The sequence below is a fragment of the Kitasatospora sp. NPDC056446 genome (genome assembly GCF_042796115.1).
Lineage (GTDB): Bacteria > Actinomycetota > Actinomycetes > Streptomycetales > Streptomycetaceae > Kitasatospora.
In genome coordinates this window covers 75,658-92,712 of sequence record NZ_JBHTRF010000003.1, presented here as the reverse complement: position 1 = coordinate 92,712, position 17,055 = coordinate 75,658, and the positions used below count along the sequence as shown (strand labels likewise).

At 75.6% G+C, this 17,055-nt stretch carries 17 protein-coding genes; 12 read left to right on the top strand and 5 right to left on the bottom strand.

Features of this window, described 5'->3' with window-relative positions:
- Positions 1-34: 34 nt before the first annotated feature.
- The 10 genes from ACFQ6N_RS03085 to ACFQ6N_RS03040 all read left to right on the top strand — a co-directional run bounded on the left by ACFQ6N_RS03085 (position 35) and on the right by ACFQ6N_RS03040 (position 10,587).
- The gene (locus tag ACFQ6N_RS03085; RefSeq protein WP_380646486.1) at positions 35-445 is read left to right on the top strand and encodes a cobalamin B12-binding domain-containing protein; all 411 of its coding nucleotides are present in this window, start codon (positions 35-37) and stop codon (positions 443-445) included.
- Positions 445-1,707: a methylaspartate mutase gene (locus ACFQ6N_RS03080; RefSeq protein ID WP_380646485.1), complete on the top strand. Its 1,263-nt coding sequence runs from the start codon at positions 445-447 to the stop codon at positions 1,705-1,707. Before ACFQ6N_RS03085 ends, ACFQ6N_RS03080 begins: the two co-directional genes overlap by 1 nt.
- Before the next feature lie 29 nt (positions 1,708-1,736).
- A complete protein-coding gene (locus ACFQ6N_RS03075) occupies positions 1,737-3,035 on the top strand; it encodes a glutamate synthase-related protein (protein WP_380646484.1) in 1,299 nt (432 codons plus the stop codon).
- A gap of 204 nt (positions 3,036-3,239) precedes the next feature.
- Positions 3,240-3,464, top strand: a complete 225-nt coding sequence (locus ACFQ6N_RS03070) for an MbtH family protein (RefSeq protein ID WP_380646482.1) — start codon at positions 3,240-3,242, stop codon at positions 3,462-3,464.
- Positions 3,461-4,297 (top strand): thioesterase II family protein, encoded by an 837-nt coding sequence (locus tag ACFQ6N_RS03065; RefSeq protein WP_380646481.1) that lies wholly within the window; start codon positions 3,461-3,463, stop codon positions 4,295-4,297. Before ACFQ6N_RS03070 ends, ACFQ6N_RS03065 begins: the two co-directional genes overlap by 4 nt.
- A complete protein-coding gene (locus ACFQ6N_RS03060) occupies positions 4,294-5,307 on the top strand; it encodes a TauD/TfdA family dioxygenase (RefSeq protein ID WP_380646480.1) in 1,014 nt (337 codons plus the stop codon). Before ACFQ6N_RS03065 ends, ACFQ6N_RS03060 begins: the two co-directional genes overlap by 4 nt.
- A 15-nt stretch (positions 5,308-5,322) precedes the next feature.
- The gene (locus tag ACFQ6N_RS03055; RefSeq protein ID WP_380646478.1) at positions 5,323-7,128 is read left to right on the top strand and encodes a non-ribosomal peptide synthetase; all 1,806 of its coding nucleotides are present in this window, start codon (positions 5,323-5,325) and stop codon (positions 7,126-7,128) included.
- A gap of 157 nt (positions 7,129-7,285) precedes the next feature.
- Positions 7,286-8,074 (top strand): ArsR/SmtB family transcription factor, encoded by a 789-nt coding sequence (locus tag ACFQ6N_RS03050; protein WP_380646477.1) that lies wholly within the window; start codon positions 7,286-7,288, stop codon positions 8,072-8,074.
- Positions 8,075-8,087: 13 nt separating this feature from the next.
- Entirely contained in the window at positions 8,088-9,497 is a 1,410-nt protein-coding gene (locus ACFQ6N_RS03045; RefSeq protein WP_380646476.1) for an MFS transporter, read from the top strand.
- Positions 9,498-9,579: 82 nt separating this feature from the next.
- Positions 9,580-10,587, top strand: coding sequence for an aspartyl/asparaginyl beta-hydroxylase domain-containing protein (locus tag ACFQ6N_RS03040; RefSeq protein WP_380646474.1), 1,008 nt, complete (start codon positions 9,580-9,582; stop codon positions 10,585-10,587).
- A gap of 140 nt (positions 10,588-10,727) precedes the next feature.
- On the opposite strand, the gene ACFQ6N_RS03035 is transcribed toward ACFQ6N_RS03040, so the two are convergent.
- The 3 genes from ACFQ6N_RS03035 to ACFQ6N_RS03025 all read right to left on the bottom strand — a co-directional run bounded on the left by ACFQ6N_RS03035 (position 10,728) and on the right by ACFQ6N_RS03025 (position 13,381).
- Positions 10,728-11,549 carry a protein phosphatase 2C domain-containing protein gene (locus tag ACFQ6N_RS03035; protein WP_380646472.1) on the bottom strand — a complete coding sequence of 274 codons (822 nt, stop codon included), beginning with the start codon at positions 11,547-11,549 and terminating at the stop codon, positions 10,728-10,730.
- A 360-nt stretch (positions 11,550-11,909) separates the two neighbouring features.
- Complete coding sequence (locus tag ACFQ6N_RS03030) at positions 11,910-12,518, bottom strand: TIGR03086 family metal-binding protein (protein ID WP_380646471.1); 609 nt, start codon at positions 12,516-12,518, stop codon at positions 11,910-11,912.
- Positions 12,515-13,381 carry an alpha/beta hydrolase gene (locus ACFQ6N_RS03025; protein WP_380646470.1) on the bottom strand — a complete coding sequence of 289 codons (867 nt, stop codon included), beginning with the start codon at positions 13,379-13,381 and terminating at the stop codon, positions 12,515-12,517. Before ACFQ6N_RS03025 ends, ACFQ6N_RS03030 begins: the two co-directional genes overlap by 4 nt.
- A gap of 177 nt (positions 13,382-13,558) precedes the next feature.
- On the opposite strand from ACFQ6N_RS03025, the gene ACFQ6N_RS03020 reads away from it, so the two are divergent.
- Positions 13,559-14,215, top strand: coding sequence for a TetR/AcrR family transcriptional regulator (locus ACFQ6N_RS03020; RefSeq protein WP_380646468.1), 657 nt, complete (start codon positions 13,559-13,561; stop codon positions 14,213-14,215).
- Here the strand turns inward: ACFQ6N_RS03020 and ACFQ6N_RS03015 are convergent.
- Together ACFQ6N_RS03015 and ACFQ6N_RS03010 are read right to left on the bottom strand one after the other, a co-directional pair.
- Positions 14,212-15,519, bottom strand: a complete 1,308-nt coding sequence (locus ACFQ6N_RS03015) for an amidase (RefSeq protein WP_380646467.1) — start codon at positions 15,517-15,519, stop codon at positions 14,212-14,214. The genes ACFQ6N_RS03020 and ACFQ6N_RS03015 overlap by 4 nt on opposite strands.
- 56 nt (positions 15,520-15,575) lie before the next feature.
- On the bottom strand, positions 15,576-15,806 hold the full coding sequence (locus ACFQ6N_RS03010) for a hypothetical protein (protein WP_380646466.1): 231 nt from the start codon (positions 15,804-15,806) through the stop codon (positions 15,576-15,578).
- 182 nt (positions 15,807-15,988) lie between these two features.
- Here ACFQ6N_RS03010 and ACFQ6N_RS03005 point away from each other — a divergent pair, with 182 nt between their 5' ends.
- Complete coding sequence (locus tag ACFQ6N_RS03005) at positions 15,989-16,912, top strand: LAETG motif-containing sortase-dependent surface protein (protein WP_380646465.1); 924 nt, start codon at positions 15,989-15,991, stop codon at positions 16,910-16,912.
- Positions 16,913-17,055 lie beyond the last annotated feature (143 nt).

Below are 17,055 nucleotides of genomic sequence, written 5' to 3'. Positions count from 1 at the left end.
CTGACCCCCCTCAACGGGAGATTCGGAAACCCCGATGCACACACTGGTGACGACGACCTCGTCCGACTCGCACACCTGGAACCTCATCTACCTGGAGCACCTGCTGAAGGAGTGGGGCCACGAGGTGACCAACCTCGGTGCCTGCGTCCCCGACCGGCTGGTGGTCGACGAGTGCTCCCGGCTGCGCCCCGACCTCCTCGTGGTGAGCAGCGTGAACGGCCACGGCGCCAACGACGGCCTGCGGCTGATCCGCGCGTTCCGGGCCGTCCCGGAGCTGGCCGCCCTGCCCGCGGTGATCGGCGGCAAGCTCGGCACCGCGGGCAGCGCCTCCGCCTGGGCTCCCCGGCTGCGCGAAGCGGGCTTCGACGCGGTCTTCGAGGACAGCGAGGGCATCCTGCCGTTCCGCGGCTTCGTGGACCGGCTCGCGGCGCGGGTGCAGGTCTGATGGCCTGGACGGTCGACTTCGGGTCGTTCGTGCGCGCCGCCCCCGAGCTGGTCGTCCAGCCGCGGATGGGCTTCGGCACCCGCGCCAGGATGCGGCACGGGCTGCTGGCCACCCGCGGCGCCGACGCCACCACCGTGGGCACCCTGACCCTGGACAGCTACACCCGGGTGGGCGACCTCGCCTCCGCCCGCCGCGCCGTCGAGGAGGGGGTGGACCTCAACGGCTACCCCATCGTCACCCACGGGCCCGAGGCCACCCGGCAGATGCTGGACGGCGTGGTCTCCACCGACTTCCCGGTCCAGGTGCGGCACGGTTCGGCCGCACCGCAGGAGATCATCAGGGCCCTGGCCGCCTCCGGCCTGCACGCCACCGAGGGCGGCCCGGTCTCCTACTGCCTCCCGTACAGCCGCACCCCGATCGCCGAGTCGGTCCGCAACTGGGAGGAGTCCTGCCGGCTGCTCGCCGCCGCCGGGTCGCCCGGGCAGCGGCCGCACCTGGAGTCCTTCGGCGGCTGCATGATGGGCCAGCTCTGCCCGCCGTCGATGCTGGTGGCACTGTCCGTCCTGGAATGCCTGTTCTTCGCCCAGCACGGGCTGACCAGCGTCTCGCTCAGCTACGCCCAGCAGATCGACGAGGAGCAGGACGAGGAGGCGGTGCGGGCGCTGCGCTCACTGGCCGCCGAGCTGCTGCCCGGGATCGACTGGCACGTCGTCATCTACACCTACATGGGCGTCTACCCGCGCACCCCCACCGGTGCCCGGGCGCTCCAGGACCGGGCGGTGCGGCTGGCGGTGCGCACCGGCGCCGAGCGGCTGATCGTCAAGACGGCGGTCGAGGCGTACCGGATCCCCACCGTCGCCCACAACGTCGAGGCGCTGGAGGGCTCGGCCCGCACCGCGCGGCTCACCCGGCCCCGGCCAGCGCTGCGCGGCGAGACCGACAACGAGGTGTACGCGCAGGCCAGGGCGCTGGTCGAGGCCGTGCTCTGCCTGGGCGAGGACATCGGGGCCGGGCTGGTCGAGGCGTTCGCGCGCGGCTGGCTGGACGTCCCGTACTGCCTGCACCCGGACAACGCCGGGAACACCGCCACCTACATCGACGAACGCGGCCGGCTGGCCTGGAGCTCGATCGGGGCGATGCCCCTGGGACACCTGGTGACCCCGCGCCCGACCGCCGCGCTGACCAGCAGCGGGCTGCTGGACGCCCTGCACCACGTGGTGTCCCGGGTGGACCTGGGACAGCTCGCCGAGGCCGGCGCGTAGCCGGCGACACGTACGAGGAGATGACTTCGATGAGTTCGCTGCACGCCGGCGGGTACCCGCAGGAGCAGGTCCGGGCCCGGGCCCGGGACGGCGCGGGGCAGGTGTTCCCGCCCGCGGCGGCCTACGGGCACGAGCTGTTCGGCGCCGCGCAGCCGGCCCCGGGCGAGGGCGGGGACGTGCTGGACGCCACCCGGCTGGTGCCGCCCGCGTTCATGCCGCTGCGCCTGGAGAAGCTGATCGAGCTGGGCCGGGAGCCGCTCTACCAGGACGTCGAACTGGCCACCCCGGTCGGCGGGTTCTCCTCCGCGCTGCCGCTGTACGTCTCGGCGTTCGGCTCGACCCAGGTGGCCAGCCGGGACCTCGGGATCGCGGCCGGCCGGCAGGCCGCCCGGCTGGGCGTCCCGATGGTGATCGGGGAGAACGTCGGCCCGGTCAACGGCACCGGGCGGCTCGGCGAGAAGGAGGGCCGGACCCTGCTCGGCCGGATCGCGGCGTACCAGGACGAGCTGGCCGGCCCGGGCGGGGGCATCGTCGTCCAGCAGTCCACCGAGGACGCCGACGCGGAGATCTGGAACCTGATCTACAGCGACACCTCGGTCCAGCCGCTGCTCGAATCCGGGCGGCTGGCCTTCGAGTTGAAGGTCGGGCAGGGTGCCAAGCCCGGGCTCGGCGGGATGACCCTGGTGGACCGGGAGTCCGCGCGCCGGCTGGAGCAGCAGTACGCGGTGGAGCCCCTGCTGCCGGACGGCGGGGACGGCGAGCGCACGGTGCTGCGGTCCAGCTGCCCGGGCACCTTCACCGAGGAGATCCTGGCCCACCAGGTCCGGCTGATGCGCAACAACTTCCCCCGGGCCCGGATCTGGGTGAAGCTGCCGCCGTCCCGGGACGTCCGGGAGGCCGCCGCGACCGCCTGGGCTGCCGGCGCCGACGCGGTGACGGTGGACGGCGCCGAGGGCGGCTCCGGCTGGGCGCCGGTCTCCTTCCTCGGCTCGGTCGGGCTGCCGCTCGCCGAGTGCCTGCGCCGGGTCCGCCCGGCACCGGGGCAGTGCCTGCTCGCCAGCGGCCGGATGTGGGAGGGCTCGCGCGCCGTCAAGGCGCTGGCCGCCGGGGCCACCGCGGTCGGCCTCGGCCGGGCCGCGCTGCTCGCCGTGGACGAGGACCCGCAGGCCGGGCTGGAGCGGCTGGTGCAGGCGATGGCGCTCGAACTGCGGCTGCTCACCAGCGCGTTGGGCAAGTACCGGCCGGCCGACCTGGGCCCGGAGGACCTCTGGCACCCGGACGCCGCGCAGTGGAGCGCCGAGCGGCTGCCGGAGCCCGTCGCCCGCTGAGGCCCCGGCGCCCGCCGCCCGCCGATGCCTGAGCCCGCCGCCCGCGGCGCGCGCCGCCGGCGCCCCGCCGGCCTCCCGGGCGGCCCCGAAACTGCCCGGCACCCGCCGGGACGACTGCCGGGCCGGGCCGCCGCCCGCTCCTACGCTCGGAACCACCCCGCCCACCCCATCCCCAGACACCCCATCGAGAGAGGGACCGGACTGATGGCCAACCCCTTCGAGAACGAGGAGGGCCAGTACCTGGTCCTCGCCAACGACGAGGACCAGCACTCCCTGTGGCCCGCCCAGATCGCGGTGCCGACGGGCTGGCGCGCGGTGCACGGCGTGGACAGCCGCCCGGCGTGCCTGGAGTACATCGAGCGGACCTGGACCGACATGCGCCCGGCGAGCCTGCGCCGCGCGATGGACGAGGTGGCCAACCAGTCATGAGCGCACAGCTGTTGCAGGACCCGAGGGTGGTCCGCCCGGCCCCGCTGCCGGACGCCGGCCACGCCCTGGTCTGCCTCGCCTTCTGCGGCGGGGGGACCGGACCGTACCGCAACTGGCTCGACCTGGTCGACGGCTCCACCGAGCTCGCCCTGGTCTGCTACCCGGGCCGGGAGGGCCGCTTCGCCGAGCCCTTCGCCGCCACCTGGGACGAACTCGCCGAGGACGCCGCCGAGTCGGTGCTGCGCGCCGCCGACGGCCGCCCGTACACCCTGTTCGGGCACAGCATGGGCGGCTGGATGGCCTACGACGTGGCCGCCCGGCTGGAGGCGCGCGGCGCGCACGCCCCGGCCCGGCTGATCGTCTCCTCCTGCAACGCCCCCGACCGCGGCGTCACCGAGCGCGACCGCTTCCCGCGGATCGAGGACGCCGACGGGCGGCTGCTCGACTGGATGCGGGAGATCGGCCTGCTGCCCGAGTACGTCCTGGCGGACGCCGACCTGAGCGAGATGGCGGTCGAGCTGATGCGCGCCGACATCGTCGTCCGGGACTCCTACCGGCCCGCCCCCGGCGTCTCCGTCGGCATGCCCGTCCAGGTGCTGTACGGCGAGGACGACGCGGTGATCGAGCCGGCCGTCGCCGAGCAGTGGGCGCGCTGCGTGCGCGGCGAGCTGCGGGTGGACCGGCTGCCCGGCGGCCACTTCTACCACCAGGAGCTCTGGGAGGCGCTGCCCGAGCGGTTCGCGCCGCGCCCGCAGGAGTCGCAGGTCCCGCAGGAGTCGCAGGTCCCACAGGAGTCGCAGGAATCGCAGGAGTCCCGAGAGGAGAGGTCATGACGCTGCACTGGACCGAGGCGCCCGGCCGGCCGGTGCGGACCGTGGTCGAGGGGCTGTCCACCGCCGAGCAGGCCGCCGACTGGGTGCGCGAGCACCACGCCGAGCTGCGCGAGGTGCTGGCCCGGCACGGTTCGCTGTACGTGCACGGGCTGCCGATCGCCGCCGCCGGCGACTTCGCCGCCGTCCGCGACGCGCTGTTCGCCGCCCGCGCCAAGTACCAGGAGAAGGCCACCCCGCGCAGCGACTTCGGCGACGACGTCTTCTCCTCCACCGACCTGCCGCCGTCCCAGGCGATCCGGATGCACAACGAGAACAGCTACACCCTGACCTTCCCGGGGCTGCTGCTGTTCTGCTGCCTGACCGCCCCCGAGCAGGGCGGCGCCACCCCGGTGGCCGACGTCCGCAAGGTCCTCGCCGAGCTGCCGCCCGAGCTGGTGGCCCGCTTCCGCGCCGAGGGCTGGGCGCTCACCCGCACCTACGGCGAGCACATCTCGCTCGACTGGCGCACCACCTTCGCCACCGACTCCCGCGCGGACGTGGAGAAGTACTGCGCCGACAACGGGATCAGCTGCCGGTGGGACGAGGACGGCACGCTGCGCACCCGCCAGCTGCGCCCGGCCCTGATCCGCCACCCCGGCACCGGCGAGGAGGTCTGGTTCAACCACGTCGCGTTCTGGAGCGAGTGGTCGCTGGACCCGGACATCCGGGACGTGCTGGTCGGCGAGTTCGGCCCGGACGGCCTGCCCTTCAACACCTCGCTCGGCGACGGCACCCCGCTGACCGCCGAGGAGGCCGCGCTGATGGACGCCGCCTACGAGCGCGCGACCGTGCGCGAGACCTGGCAGCCGGGCGACCTGCTGCTGGTCGACAACATCCTGACCGCGCACGGCCGGGACCCGTTCCGCGGCGACCGGAAGATCGTCGTCGCGATGGGCGAGCCGGTCGCCCTGGCCGACTGCGATCCGGCCGTCCCGGCGGGCGCGGCGTCCCTCCAGCCCACCCCGCTGTAGTCCAAGGAGCCTTCGATGCAATCGAGTTCGACCGGCCTGACCGACGCCGCCGCGGCCGCCCCGGCAGCCCCGGCTCCCGAGGCCACCACCGATCCGCTGCTGCGCTTCCTGGAGGCGGTCGCCGCCCACCCGGCGCGCACCGCGGTCACCACGCCCGCCGGCGACCGGCTGTCCTTCGCCGAACTCGACAGCCGGGCAGGCGGGTTGGCCGCCGCGCTGGCCGCCGCCGGGGTCCGCCCCGGCACCGCGGTGGGCGTCAGCCTGACCCGCGGCACCGAACTGGTCGCCGCGCTGCTCGCGGTGTGGCGCACCGGCGCCGCGTACGTCCCGCTCGACCCGGCCCACCCGGCCGAGCGGCTCGACCACGTGGTCGCGGACGCCGGTATCACCGTGGTGATCGCCGCCGGGGGCGGGCACTCCTGGGCGCCGGAGGTACGGGTGGTGGCGCCGGACGCCGCCGCGCGCCCGGTGCCGCCGGTGCCGGTGCCGCCCGCCGCCCCGGCGTACGTCATCTACACCTCGGGCTCCACCGGCCGCCCCAAGGGCGTCACGGTGACGCGCGGCGGCGTCGCCCAGCTGCTGGGCGCCCTGGAGGCGCGCGGGATCTACCGGGACACCCCCGGCCGGGTCGCCTGGAACGCGAGCGTCTCCTTCGACGCCTCCGTCCAGCAGTGGGCCCGGGTCTGCCGCGGCGACGCACTGCTGCTGCTCACCGACGAGCTGCGCGCCGAGCCGGAGGCGCTGGCCGCCTACCTGCTGGCGCACGACGCCACCGACCTGGACACCACCCCGGCGCACTGGACCGCCCTGCGCGACCAGGTGGCGGCCGCCGCCGAGCGGCTCGCCGACCGCCCGCTGCGGCTGTTCATCGGCGGCGAGGCCGTGCCGCCGGCGATGTGGACGGACCTGGCGGCCCTCGCCGAGCGGGGCACCGTCCGGGCGGTGAACCTGTACGGCCCCACCGAGTGCACCGTGGACGCCACGGCCGGCTGGGTCACCGACGGCACCCCGCACATCGGCACCCCGCTGCCGAACGTGGGCGCCCACGTGCTGGACGACGGGCTGCGGCCCGCCGAGGAGGGCGAGCTGTACCTCACCGGCGCGGGCCTCGCCCAGGGCTACCGCAACCGCCCGGGGCTCACCGCCGAGCGCTTCGTCGCCGCGCCGTCCGGCCCGCCCGGCAGCCGGATGTACCGCACCGGCGACCGGGTGCGCCGCCGCCCGGACGGCAACCTGGACTACCTCGGCCGGGTGGACCACCAGGTCAAGGTGAACGGCTTCCGGGTCGAACTCGGCGAGATCGAGGCGGCGTTGACGGACCACCCGGCGGTCGCGGCGGCGGTCGTGGTGCTGCGTCCGGACCCGACCGGGGCCACGCTGGCCGGCTACGCCGTCCCGCGCCCGGGTGCCGCGCTGGACCTCGTCGGGCTCCGGGAGCACCTGGCGGCCCGGCTCCCGGCGTACATGCTGCCCTCGCTGACCGAGCTGGCGGAGCTGCCGCTGGCGGTGGGCGGGAAGGTGGACCGGGCGGCGCTGCCGGACCCGGCCGTCGAGGCGGTGCCCGACGGCGGCGAGTCCGCCGAGGCGCTGCCGACGGGCGAGTTCGAGGAGACGGTCGCCCAGGCCTGGCAGGAGGTACTGGGCCGCGAGCGGGTGCTCGCCACCGACGACTTCTTCGCGCTCGGCGGCCACTCGCTGATGGCCCTGCGGGTGGTGGCGAACCTCAAGCGGCAGCTCGGCGTGGTGATCCCGAGCCGGCTGGTCTACCAGCACCCGCGGCTGCGCGACCTGGCCCGGGAGGCGGCCCTGCTGGCCTCCTGAGAAGGCACCCCACGGCGCGTCGTCCCGCCCGCCCGTCACGGCGGCCGGGGCGGCGCGCCGTGCCCGTACCACCCCTCCGGAACAAGCCGAACGCTTTCCCAAGACTCCTTGGCAAAGAAGTCTTGGCAAAGAAGTCTTGGGAACCTACGCTGCTGTCATGAGCAACGCCGCGCGACACCCCGCACCCGCCGACCGCCCCTGGCCCCTGGGCCCCAACCCGGGCGGCGAGGTGGTCCTGGACGCGCGCAGCCTGCGCGGTCTGGCCCACCCCCTGCGGGTCAAGCTGCTCGGCCTGCTGCGGAGCGACGGGCCCGCCACCGTCACCCGGCTGGCGGAGAGCGCGGGGGTCAGCACGGCCTCGGCCAGCTACCACGTCCGCCAGCTGGCCGCGTACGGCTTCGCCGAGCCCGACCCGCGCCCGTCCGGCCGCGAGCGCTGGTGGCGGGCCGCGCACCAGACCACCCGGCTGCACACCGAGGACTTCGCCGACGTCGAGTCCGCCGCACTGGCCGGCGCCTACCTGCAGAGCGTCGCCGACTACTACGCCGAGCAGACCCGCGCGGCGGTGGCCGAGATGCACCTGCTGCCCGCCGAGTGGCGGGAGGCCAGCAGCACCAGCGACTTCGCGCTGCGGCTGACCTCCGACGAACTGGCCGCGCTGGTCGCCGACCTCTTCGAGGTGATCGGCCGCTACCACCGCGCCGACCCGGAGACCGCCGAGGAGGACCCGAAGACCGCCCCGGTCGTCCTGCAGCTCCAGGCCTTCCCCCGCCCCGGCGCGCTCACCGGGCCGCCCGCCGGCCGGCCCGCCGACGACCGCTGTGCCGACGAGCACCGTGCCGACGACCACCGTGTCGACCGGCCGGCGGAGCCGGGCGCGGAGCAGTCGGCCGACCGACCCGCCGACCAGGCGTCCGCCCAGGCCTCCTCGCACCACCCCGAGTGACGAAAGGACCGCCATGCCCTCCCGGAAGCCCCCCGCGGACGCCTCGGCCCCCAAGGGCCGCCGCACCTCGCTGCACGGGCTGCTCGCCGCGTACACCGTCTCGCTGTTCGGCACCCGGCTGACGATGATCGCGCTGCCCTGGCTGGTCCTGGTGACCAGCGGCAGCGCCGCCCAGACCGGGCTGGTCGCCTTCTGCGAGGCGGTGCCGCTGGTGATCGGCAAGGCCCTCGCGGGCCCGCTGATCGACAAGGTCGGCTCCCGCCCCTTCGCGGTCTTCGCCGACCTGGTCAGCGCGGTCGTGGTGGGCCTGGTCCCGCTCTGCTACTGGCTGGACGCCCTGCCGTACGGGGTGCTGCTGGTCCTCTCGGCGGCCATCGGCGTCGCCCGCGGCCCGGGGGACGTCGCCAAGCGCACCATGACCCCCGAGGTCGCCGAGCAGGCCGGGATCCCACTGGAGCGGGCCAGCGGACTGGTCGGCACCCTGGAGCGGCTCGCCGGCACCGCCGGCCCGGCCGCGGCGGGCGCCCTGATCGCCGTGCTCAGCCCGCTGTGGGCGATGACCGCCAACGCCCTGTGCTTCGTGGCCTCCGCCGCCCTGATCGCGCTCACCGGCCCGCGCGGCGGCGGCCGGCTGCGGCGCGCCGAGGAGAGCACGCGGGAGCAAGACGCGGAGGGCGGGTCGGAGCGCTACCTCGACCAGCTCCGGACGGGCGTCCGGTTCCTGCGCAAGGACCGGCTGCTGCGCTCGATCGCGGTGATGCTCAGCGTCACCAACCTGGTCGACGCGGCGTACGGCTCGCTGCTGATCCCGGTCTGGGCGAAGGAGATCGGCGGCGGTCCGGCCGCGATCGGCGCCCTGGGCTCGGTGTTCGGCATCGCCGCGGTCGGCGGCTCGGCACTCGCCACCGCCTTCGCGGCGAAGCTGAAGCGCCGTCCGACGTACGTGATCGCCTTCCTGATCGCCGGTCCGCCGAGGTTCCTGGTGATGGCCTTCCACCTGCCGCTCTGGGTGGTCCTGGTGGTCGCGCTCGGCGACGGCCTGGCGATCGGCTTCGTCAACCCGATCCTCAACGCGGTGATGCTGGAACGGATCCCGCGTCCGCTGCTCGGCCGGGTCTCCGCGCTGACCGACTCGGTCGGCTCGGCCGGCATCCCGCTCGGCCCGATGCTGGCCGGTGCCGCCGTCACCGCGGCCGGCCTGGTCCCGGTGCTGTTCGCCTGCGCCGGGCTCTACCTGGCCAGCACCGTCCTGCCCGCACTGCGCCCGCACTGGCGCGAACTGGACGCCAGGCGTCCGGCCGATGACCCGGACGCCGTGCGCGACAAGGCCCCTGACGATCAGTCGGACGCCGGACGGGCCCCCGCGGCGGTGGCGGCAGCCGCCCCGACTGCCGCCGAAACTGCCCCCGGGACCTCCGCATAACGCGGATTTCGCCGCATAACGTGACAGCAGAGTTCGAAGACCCGACCCCGGCTACCCCTGACCCACGAAAGAGACGGTTCCCATGTCCAGTGGCGCGTTCGCTGCGGTACAGCTCAAGGGTGAGTACGACGTCGATCGGCTGCTGGCCGAACTGCACGACCTGGAGCAGACCCAGTGGTCCGCCCAGCGCACGTACGGCGAGAGCCTCGAACCGGGCGAGGCCACCCTGCTCGACTGGCGGGTGCTCCCGCTGCGCAGCCCCGAGGGCAGCGACGAGCGCACCGACCCCGGCGGCCTCGGCCTGGTCGGCTACGCCGGCACCTCCTGGCTGGCCCGGGCGCCGTACATGGCCGCCATCCTGGACGCGCTGCCGACCGAGCTGCGCGCGGTGCGGCTGATGTCGCTGGGCGTCGGCGCCGAGGTCGACGAGCACCGGGACGTCCCGTACGGCCTGCCGGCCGGCTGGGTCCGACTGCACATCCCGCTGGTCACCAACGACCGGGCCGTGCTGACGGTCGGCGGCGAGGACCACACCTGGCAGCCCGGCACGCTCTGGTTCGGCGACTTCTCCCGGCTGCACTCGGTGCGCAACGACGGCACCGAGCGCCGCGTCCACATGGTCATCGACGCCTACGTCAACCACGGCCTGCTGGAGCTGTTCCCGGCCGAGTTCCACGACTCCGTCCGCTGGTCCGACGTGCTGCTCCACCGCCCGGAACTGCCGCTCGTCCCGGCCGAACTGCCGACGTTCGGCTGCGAGTTCGACCTTCCGGACGCCTTCCTGTACGGCGAGTCGGAGGAGCTGGCGGCGGCCGACGACCAGCACACCGCCGACGCCGTCTCCGCCTCCCAGGACCGCGCGGGCCGGATCCGGGTGGACGGCGACCGCCTGGTGCTGGACGTGGACGGCGAGCCCCGGGCCGCCCTGGTCCACCTCGGCGAGGGCGAGTTCCGCGCCATGGGCTGGACGGCCGAGCGCACCCTGAAGGTCGAGCCGACCGGTGTCGGCGGCCCCCGGGTGCGGCTGCGGATGCGCTGGGGCAGCCGGATGGAGGAGGTCGTCCGGGCGGCGACCCCGCTCGCGGGCTGAGCCCGGGCCCTCCTCGCGGGGCCGGGCCCCGCGCGGCACCGCCGCACAGCACCGCCGTGCAACAACCGCCGCACAGCACCGCCGCACGACAACCGCCGTACGACGCCCCGGCACGACGCCCCGGCCGCCCGCGCGCTGGACTACATCAGCGCGTAGACGGCCGAGGCGTCGTCGTGCGTCTTGCCGCGCGGCCAGCGCTCGCAGGTCACGTCCGCCCGCTCCACCGCGCGGACCTGGGCGATCAGCTCGCCCGGGCCGGACTCGGCGAGCAGCCGCAGCACGTCGCCCCAACTGCCCAGCCCGAAGCGCTCGGTGTAGCGCGAGGCGCCGTCGGTGAGGGCCGCCAGCGCGTGCAGCCGGTCCAGCGGGACGAAGCCGGTCTCGGCGTGCTCGGCCGCGCGCGGGCTGGCGGCCGCGATCCACGGGCCGCTGCCCCGGTTGCGGGCGGCCCGCACGGCCAGTGCGTACTCCAGGTGCAGCGCCGCCCGCTCGGCCGAGCCGGGGACGGTCGACCAGACCTGGCGGCGCAGCTCCTCCCCGCCGGGGAAGCGCTGGTTGTCCCCGATCACCTTCGGCGGGCCGTCCCGGAACTCCAGCACCAGCAGCGAGTCGCCGAGCACCAGGTACTCCAGCGCCTCGCCGTGCCGCCGGGCCGCGACCACCATCGCGGCAGGCGTGTTGGGATGGGCCAGGTCGCAGCGGCCGCCGTGCAACGCGGCCGTCTCGACGATGGCGTCGGCGAGGCACTCGGCGATCGAGCGGTCCGCGCGGTCGGTGAGCCGGGCGAGCAGGTGCACGCCCAGCCGGCGCACGTACCAGGCCGTCCCGTGCCGGCATCCGGAGTCCAGGCCGGCCGGCGAACTCGCGCCGTCCAGCAGGACCAGTGCCTCCGGCGAGGCCGCCGCGAAGTCCTCGCTGTCGCGGTCGGGCCGCCGTGCTTCCCCTGCGAGCTGTAGCTGCATCCCGACAGTGTGGCCGCCGCCCCCGGTCCGCGGACAGACCCGTGCGCCGGTACGGCGCCGCCCGGGCCCGGCACCCGGTGGCAGCCGCGGCGTTTCGGCCATACCTTCGAAGGGTGACCGGACGGACCGGCCGGTCGGGGCGGCCCGGTTCGGGTCCGCCCCCGGGGTCCGGGCGGCTTGCGACTGACGAGGAGCGGAAGATGTTCTGGCAGTTCATCGTGTTGCTGGCCGCCTCGCTCGGCTTCCCGACCGCCGCCCTGCTGTTCATGATCGGCGGGCCGCGCTTCCCCGACGAGCGGCCCGACCGGCCCTGACCCTTCCGGGCCGGGGCCGTCGACGAGCGGCCCGACCGGCCCCCGACTACCCCTTCCAGGCCGGGTCGCGGCCCAGCAGCGCCAGGACGCGCGCGAACCGGCCGCCGCCGTCCCCGGGCACCAGGCCCGGGCGGAAGGCCTTGCCCGGCGCCCGGGCCTCCGGCGTGTCCGGGACGGCCTCGGTCACCGCCTCCAGGACGGCCAGTAGTTCCCCGTCGGCCTCCACCGCCGTGATCAGCCTGTCCGGGGTGCCGAGCGCGGCGGCGATGTCCCAGCCGTGCACCAGGGTGTCGACCAGGTGGAAGCCGACCGCCCGGTCGAGCGGGACCGGGGCGGTGGTGAGGATCTCGGGCAGCCAGAGCCCCCGTTCGGCCTCGGCCGCCTCCCGGAACGCGGCGGTGAGTTCGGCGCCGGTCCGGCGGAAGGCGTCCGCCGGGTCCGCGCCGACCGGGGCGTCGGCGAACAGCGCGAGGTCCGGGCCGGCCCCGCGGGCCGCCGCCGTGAAGCCCCGGCGCTGTCCGGTCTCGTGCTCCAGCAGTCGCCGCAGCGTCCAGTCCGCGCACGGGGTGGCGAGGTCCAGGTGTTCCGGCCGTACGGCGCCGACCACCTCGGTGGCCGACTCCAGTGCGCGTGCGTGCAGTTCGATGAGTTTCATGCGGCTGCGACCTCCAGGCCTGCGGACAGGAATCCGATCACCTGATCAACGACGGTCGGTTCCGCGATGATCCTGCGGTGGCCGAGCCCCCGGGTGACCACCAGGTCGAGCCGTTCCCCGTAGGCCTTCCGGAGCCGGTGCGCCTGGCCGAGCGGGACGACGTCGTCGTCCTCGTCGTGCACCACCAGGATCGGCAGGTCGACCGCCTCCGTCCGGCGGGCGGCGTCGTAGCGCTCCCAGCCGCCGGCGTCCCCGTCGAACAACTCCCGTTCGATCCTGGCCCGCAGCGCGCGTTCGACCCCGGCGTCCAGTCCGAGCCCGGCGCAGAAGGCGGCCGGGAAGAAGCCGACCGAGGACACCCCGGAGACCGCCGCCAGCCGGTCCGCCCGCAGGCCGTCCGCCAGTGCCCCGAACGCGGCGCAGACGCCGAGCGAGTGCGCGACGACGGCCTCGAACGGCCCGTACCGCTCCTGGAGCCGCAGCGCCAGCTCGCGGTACTCCGGCACGCTGGTGGTCCGGCCGCCGGAGTCGCCGTGGCCGGGGGCGTCGAAGGAGATCGCGCTGAAGCCGAGTTCGCGCAGCCGGGGCACGTAGGGCGCGTACCGGGAGGCCCGGGAGCGCCAGCCGTGCAGCAACAGGACGGGCCGCTCGCCGCTGCCCCAGCGGTAGCCGACCACCGGTTTGCCGTTCACGGCGAGCCGTTCGGTGGCGGCCTGCCGGTGGACCTCCTGTTCCGACGGGCGGACCCGGCTGCGCCGCAGCGGGTGCGCGAACAGCTCGAAGGCGGCCCGCCCGGCCGCTCCGGGGGCGATGCGGGCGGCGGGGTTGAGGACGGTGCGGATCAGTGCCTGGGCCGGGTCCATCGGGTCTCCCTGTCGGTGCGGACGGGCGTTCCTGGAGCGGGGTGGGGCCGGGTGGGGTGCGTTCGCGGCGAGATATTAGCACGACCGTTCGTGCAGTTTCATGGACCGGGGAACGGCCCCACGCACTACCCTGGACGCCACGCACTGCGACGAGACCGACGAGACCGGGGAGCGGCGATGGCCGGACCGACCACCGACGGACCGACCACCGACGGACGGGTCCTGCGCGGCGAGGAGACCCGCCGCGCAGTCCTGCGCCGCGCCGTCGGCATCGCCTCCGTCGAGGGCCTGGACGCCCTCTCCATCGGCCGCCTCGCCACCGACCTCGGCCTCAGCAAGAGCGGCGTCTTCGCCGGCTTCGGCTCCAAGGAGGAGCTCCAGCTCGCCACCGTCCGCGCCGCCCGGCGGATCTTCGCCGACGCCGTCGTCGCCCCGGTCGCCGACACCCCGCCCGGCCTCGCCCGGGCCCGCGCCCTCTGCGAGAGCTGGCTCGCCTACTCCCGGGCCCGGGTCTTCCCCGGCGGCTGCTTCTTCTACGAGGTCACCGCCGAGTTCGACGCCCGCCCCGGCGCCGTCCGGGACGCCCTGGCCGGCTGCGCCCGGGAGTGGACCGACACGGTCACCGAGGCCCTCGCCGGGGCCCGCGCCGCCGGCGCCCTGCACCCGGACACCGACCTCGGGGACCTCGCCTTCGCCCTGATCGCCGTCCTGGAGGCGGCCAACTCGCAGGCCGTGCTGCACGACGAGGCCGCCCCGTACGACCGGGCCGGCCGCCTGCTGCTGCGCCTGCTCCGCGCCGAGGCCGCCGACCCGGCCGACCCGGCGCTGGCCTAACGGCCTGTCAGGACCCGTTCCAGCAGGGCGGCCCGGGCCAGCAGGTACTCGTCCCCGCCCTCCGCACCGACCACCTGGAGCCCCAGCGGCAGCCCGCCCGGGGTGCGCCCGGCCGGCAGGCTCAGGGCCGGCCGCCCGAGGAAGCTCCACGGCAGCGACATCACCGCGTTGCCCGTGCTGTGCAGGCCCTCCGGCGCGCCGCCGGTCGCCGCGGGTGCCAGCCACAGGTCCACCCCGGCCGCCGCGCCCGTCGAGGCCACCCGCTCGCGCAGCCGCTCCCGGAACCGCAGCGCCGCCGCCCGATCCCCGGCCGCGACGCCCTGGCCGGCCCGGATGCCCGCCGCCGTCTCCGGCCGGTAGAGGCCGCCGAACCGGGCGAACCAGTCGGCGTGGCTGCGGGCCAGCTCGAACCGGTTGACGGTCTGCAACTGCCGCTCGACCTCGGCGAAGCCCGGGAACAGCCCGACCCGGCGTACCGTCAGCCCGGCCGCCGCCAGCCGTTCCACCTGCTCCTCGAAGGCGCGCAGCGCGGCCGGTTCGGCCCGCTCCAGGTACGGCCCGTCCGGCACCCCGAGCACCGGCTCCGGGCCGTCCGCCACGCGCCGCCAGCCGTCGCAGAGCAGCGGGGCCGCCAGCGCCGCGCCCGCCAGGTCGGCGGTGAACACCCCCACGGTGTCGAAGCTGGGCGCGTTCGGGAGCACGCCGTCGGTCGGGATCCGCCCGTACGTCGGCCGGAATCCCACCACCCCGCAGTACGCGGCCGGGCGGATCACCGAGCCGACCGTCTGGGCGCCGACCGCCAGCGGGACCAGTCCGGCCGCGACCGCCGCCGCCGAACCGCTGCTGGACCCGCCCGGGGTGTGGCCCGGGTGGTGCGGGTTGCGGGTCGGCCCGGGGGCGCTCGCCGCGAACTCGGCGGTCACCGTCTTGCCCGCGACCAGGGCGCCCGCCGCCCGCAGCCGGTCCACCAGCACGGCCTGCGGCCCGGCCAGCACCCCCGGCGGCAGCGCCGACCCGGCGTGCGTGGGCAGTCCGTCCACCCGCACGATGTCCTTGACGCCCACCGCCACCCCGTACAGCGGCGGCCGCCCGTCCGGCACCGGGTGGCGCTCGGCCGTCTCCAGCGCCTGCGCGCGCAGCCGCCGGTGCCGCCCGGGCTCCGGCACGAAGGCGTGGATCAGCGGGTCCACCCGCTCGACCAGCGCGCAGAGCCGGTCGACGTACTCGGTCAGCGCCGGTTCGCCGGCCCGCAGCCCGGCGGCCTCGCGGGTCAACGACCGCGGCCGGACGAGGGGTTCATCCATACCGGGCACAGTAGCCGTACCGGGAGCGGGAGCCGTACCGGGAGCGGCGGGCCGGGTTACGGGTGCTCGGCCGCCAGGTACGGCGCCTCGCGCAGGAAGTACGCCCCGCAGGTGTGGCAGCACAGCTCCGGGGTCTTCCCCCAGTCCACCGCGTCCCGCAGCCGCGCCTGCGGGTCGAGCTCCCGCCCGCACATCGCCACGCTCTCCTCGCCCCGGACCACGTGCCACAGCCGCACCCCCTCGGCCACGCCGCCGGCGCCGTACTCGGCTCGCATCTGGTGCTTCATGCCCCCCATGGTCCGACCGGCCCCCACCCCCGGCAACCGGAGTGCGGCAGCCCGCCCCCTGGTCGAAATCCAGCCACTGCGGCGCGATAAGGTACGCCGTCCCGACCTGCGCAGATGGCTTGCCCAGCAGCCCAAGTCGCCCGTTTTCAGCCACTTTTCACCCGAACTGGGAGCCTTTCACCGTGCGCTCTTCCCGCCTTCTGGCCGCGTCCACGCTGGTGGCGCTCTCGCTCGGCGCCTCGATCGGCGCCGCCACCGCCGGCGCCGTCGCCGTCAGCCCGACCCCGAGCGCCGCCACGACCGCCCCGTCGGCCCCCGCCCCGGCCCCGACGACCCCGGCCGCCGGCAAGCCGACCAACCTGCCGAGCCTGCCGGCCCCGACCGCGACGGCCGACAACCGCTGCCACGGCGGCGTCTACCAGAGCAACCTGCTCAAGGTCACCGGCACCGGCCTGTACGGCACCACCCTGGTCAAGGGCGGCCCGGCCGCCGAGATGACCATGACCTGGCAGAACAACAGCGGCGTCGACCTGCCGGTCATCCACAACAGCCTCTACGTCACCGACGAGTTCGACGGGGACCGCCCGGTCCAGTGGAGCACCGAGTTCTTCGACGTCCAGCTGGACACCGGCTCCGGCTGGAAGCCCGCCAAGCTCGACGACCGCGCCATCCGGGTGCCCGACTTCAAGCTGGCCAAGGGCGAGAAGGTCACCTACAAGGTCCGGATCGCGGCCACCGCCAAGGCCCCGGTCGGCCGCTACGGCGCGAACTACGAGGCCGGCTCGGACGCCTTCGACAACGACAAGGTGCCCACCCCGGCCAACAACAAGCCGCAGGCCTGCACCCAGTTCCTCGACGACTACCAGGGCGAGTTCCACATCGCCGGTGCGGGCGGCGCCACCCCGACCGCCACCCCGACCACGCCCGCCACCGCGCCCGCCACCGCCCCGGCCGCCTCCGCCTCCCCCTCCGGCGGCCCGCACCTGGCCGAGACCGGCGCCAACTCGAACACCCTGCCGATCGCCCTCGGCGGCGCGGCCGTCCTGGCCGCCGGCGCCGGGACCCTCCTGGTCCTCCGCCGCCGCAAGGCCGCCACGCACGGCTGATCCCAGCCCGATGCATCGGGAGGGGGGGGGGCCCCCGCCCCCCCCCCCCCCGCCCGCCCCCCCCCCCCCCCGGCCCCCCCCCCCCCGGGGGGGGGGGCCCCCGCAATTGGATATTGTAGGGAACAAAAGATAATGTGATTAAA

Coding starts and splice junctions, on each gene's coding strand:
- ACFQ6N_RS03085 (WP_380646486.1), top strand. CDS start 35: ATGCACACACTGGTGACGACGACCTCGTCCGACTCGCACACCTGGAAC.
- ACFQ6N_RS03080 (WP_380646485.1), top strand. CDS start 445: ATGGCCTGGACGGTCGACTTCGGGTCGTTCGTGCGCGCCGCCCCCGAG.
- ACFQ6N_RS03075 (WP_380646484.1), top strand. CDS start 1,737: ATGAGTTCGCTGCACGCCGGCGGGTACCCGCAGGAGCAGGTCCGGGCC.
- ACFQ6N_RS03070 (WP_380646482.1), top strand. CDS start 3,240: ATGGCCAACCCCTTCGAGAACGAGGAGGGCCAGTACCTGGTCCTCGCC.
- ACFQ6N_RS03065 (WP_380646481.1), top strand. CDS start 3,461: ATGAGCGCACAGCTGTTGCAGGACCCGAGGGTGGTCCGCCCGGCCCCG.
- ACFQ6N_RS03060 (WP_380646480.1), top strand. CDS start 4,294: ATGACGCTGCACTGGACCGAGGCGCCCGGCCGGCCGGTGCGGACCGTG.
- ACFQ6N_RS03055 (WP_380646478.1), top strand. CDS start 5,323: ATGCAATCGAGTTCGACCGGCCTGACCGACGCCGCCGCGGCCGCCCCG.
- ACFQ6N_RS03050 (WP_380646477.1), top strand. CDS start 7,286: ATGAGCAACGCCGCGCGACACCCCGCACCCGCCGACCGCCCCTGGCCC.
- ACFQ6N_RS03045 (WP_380646476.1), top strand. CDS start 8,088: ATGCCCTCCCGGAAGCCCCCCGCGGACGCCTCGGCCCCCAAGGGCCGC.
- ACFQ6N_RS03040 (WP_380646474.1), top strand. CDS start 9,580: ATGTCCAGTGGCGCGTTCGCTGCGGTACAGCTCAAGGGTGAGTACGAC.
- ACFQ6N_RS03035 (WP_380646472.1), bottom strand. CDS start 11,549: ATGCAGCTACAGCTCGCAGGGGAAGCACGGCGGCCCGACCGCGACAGC.
- ACFQ6N_RS03030 (WP_380646471.1), bottom strand. CDS start 12,518: ATGAAACTCATCGAACTGCACGCACGCGCACTGGAGTCGGCCACCGAG.
- ACFQ6N_RS03025 (WP_380646470.1), bottom strand. CDS start 13,381: ATGGACCCGGCCCAGGCACTGATCCGCACCGTCCTCAACCCCGCCGCC.
- ACFQ6N_RS03020 (WP_380646468.1), top strand. CDS start 13,559: ATGGCCGGACCGACCACCGACGGACCGACCACCGACGGACGGGTCCTG.
- ACFQ6N_RS03015 (WP_380646467.1), bottom strand. CDS start 15,519: ATGGATGAACCCCTCGTCCGGCCGCGGTCGTTGACCCGCGAGGCCGCC.
- ACFQ6N_RS03010 (WP_380646466.1), bottom strand. CDS start 15,806: ATGAAGCACCAGATGCGAGCCGAGTACGGCGCCGGCGGCGTGGCCGAG.